Below are 2,284 nucleotides of genomic sequence, written 5' to 3' on the forward strand. Positions count from 1 at the left end.
AAATCCTCTTCATAGTCGTAATCCATCTCGGAATCCAACTCGAATTCAGGCGTATCGGCTTCTTCCAAAATGGGTTCTTCCCTTTCCTCAAGTTCTTTCTCTATGGTATCATCAAAGTTTGAAATAAAATCGGCAAGGCTTTTACTGATCTTGACCAAATAAATGGTGTCCTTGGTCTTGATCTCGACGGCCTCGACGTAATCTCCCTGAAGATTTTTGAATACGATGATGTCTTCATCGCCATATCCGTCGGGGTAACTTTCGATCAATAGGGCAGCAAGTTCGTGGCTGAGTTTTTTGTAATCAACAATTTTACGTAGCATAGTAGGTAGTTTTTTCGATCTGTATCGGGTTTGGTTAAGGAAACTTTGGTCGGTTTCCTTGATTTACAGATTCTAAACTATACTTTTTTTTCTAGGGAATTAATAAAGAGTTGTCAAAACAGGAATTTTAGTATACGAACGCTTCCCGTATTGTGGTTTTGGAACCGAAAATCGCAGATAGAAAGATCATACGAGAGAAGTTTCCAAGCTACGGTTCGGTGTAGTATGCAAAAGCGCGGCCGAAAAGTTCATGGGGAATTTTCACATCGATAACCGGAACGCCGATTTTTTCGAGTAGTACAAAATTGATATTGCCATGGGAATTTTTTTTGTCGAATTTCAAAAGGGATAAGATGGCCGCGATATCGGCTTCCGAAAATTCCGTTTTAGGATAGCGGTCCAAAAATGTGGTTTTGATATCCTTTAAATCAGTTTCCGGCAACCCTGTAAGTTCGTTGGATAGATATCCTTCCAAAATTATACCGATGGCAATGGCTTCGCCGTGAAGTAAGGTTTTTCGGGATTTACTTTCCAAAAAATGGGATTCTACCGCGTGGCCTAGCGTATGCCCAAAATTCAATATTTTTCTTAGATGTTGTTCGGTAGGGTCTTGAATTACGACTTCATTTTTGATGGTTACGGAATCGTAAATGAGATGATCCATAGTTGTAAAGTCCGTATTGGTTTTCAATCTATCCCAGTATAGGGTGCTTCTTATGAGGCCGTGTTTCAGCATTTCCGCGAATCCGCTCTGCAATTGGCGTTCATCGAGGGTTTTAAGAAAATCGGAGATTATGAGTACCATTTTCGGTTGGTTGATAACACCGACCTGATTTTTCAAGGGGCCGAGATCCACACCGGTTTTGCCTCCGACAGAGGCATCGACCATGGCCAAAAGGGTAGTGGGTACGTTGATAAAGGCGATACCGCGTTTAAAGGTAGAAGCGACAAAGCCTCCAAGATCGGTGATTACGCCTCCGCCCAGATTGATCAACAGGCTTTTTCGATCCGCATCCCCTTCCGATAAGGCTTCCCAAAGCTGGGTGCAGGTAGGTATCGTCTTTTGGCTTTCCCCGGATCCGATTTCCAAAATCCCGAAATCGAAATCCCCTTGTATATGTTTTTTAAAACCCTCCAGGCAATCCCGCTTCGTATTTTCATCCACCAAAATAAAAATTTTGGAATAGGCTGTGGCGGCCAAATGCTCATTGAGGGCATCGTAGGCACGTTGATTGAAATGAACGGTGTAAGAAGAGGTAGTTATCGAATCCATAGAAAACAAAATTTTGAATACGGGAATCTTTCATCCGCAAAATAAAGGTAAAATATTCTCTTGGGATTCAATTTGCAGTCTTTATATTTGGTCACAAAAAAAATTGCTGAAAATGAAAAAGATATTTGAGGATACCGAGACCGCTTTTGCCCTAAAATCGGATTCGGAGTTGGAGCGTGCCTATTTTTTGTTCAAGATGATCGCCAACGAGCCATTGGTACGTATAGGTTCCGCCATCACCAATTTTGCCATTAAGGCCCACCTACCGGTAGACAAGCTGATACGTGCTACCGTGTTCGATCATTTTTGCGGTGGTGTCAACGAATTCGATTGCCTACCTACGGTGGACAAAATGTACAAGAAAAACGTCTGTTCGGTGCTGGATTATTCCGTAGAGGGCAAGGAGACCGAACATCCTTTGGATCTGGCGCTGGACATGGTGCTCAAGGTGCTGGATTTTGTCAAGGAAAAGGATGCCATTCCCTTCGCCGTTTTCAAACCTACGGGATATGGACGGTTTGCCCTTTTCAAAAAAATCAGTGTTGGGAAACCCTTGACAGATGCCGAACAGTCCGAGTGGGGCAGGGTAGTGGCCCGCTTCGATAAAACCTGTAAAAAAGCCCATGACCTCGATGTTTCGCTATTGGTCGATTCCGAGGAAAGTTGGATGCAGGATGCCGCCGATGCC

Annotated in this window: 3 protein-coding genes; 1 reads left to right on the plus strand and 2 read right to left on the minus strand. The window is 43.4% G+C overall.

Features of this window, described 5'->3' with window-relative positions; all coding sequences use genetic code 11:
* On the minus strand, window positions 1-323 hold a 323-nt coding region (locus ACEW8S_RS18640; RefSeq protein WP_373519613.1), incomplete at its 3' end, for a hypothetical protein.
* Between the two features lie 208 nt (window positions 324-531).
* Window positions 532-1,596 carry a 3-dehydroquinate synthase gene (gene aroB, locus ACEW8S_RS18645; protein ID WP_373519614.1) on the minus strand — a complete coding sequence of 355 codons (1,065 nt, stop codon included), beginning with the start codon at window positions 1,594-1,596 and terminating at the stop codon, window positions 532-534.
* Window positions 1,597-1,708: 112 nt separating this feature from the next.
* Between aroB and ACEW8S_RS18650 the strand changes: the two genes are divergently transcribed.
* The coding region (locus tag ACEW8S_RS18650) for a proline dehydrogenase family protein (protein ID WP_373519615.1) at window positions 1,709-2,284 on the plus strand (576 nt) is incomplete at its 3' end.

The organism is Pricia sp., from assembly GCF_041745955.1.
Lineage (GTDB): Bacteria > Bacteroidota > Bacteroidia > Flavobacteriales > Flavobacteriaceae > Pricia.

Bases quoted from the DNA above. Each gene is read 5' to 3' on its own strand.
- aroB (WP_373519614.1), bottom strand. From the start codon at position 1,596: ATGGATTCGATAACTACCTCTTCTTACACCGTTCATTTCAATCAACGT.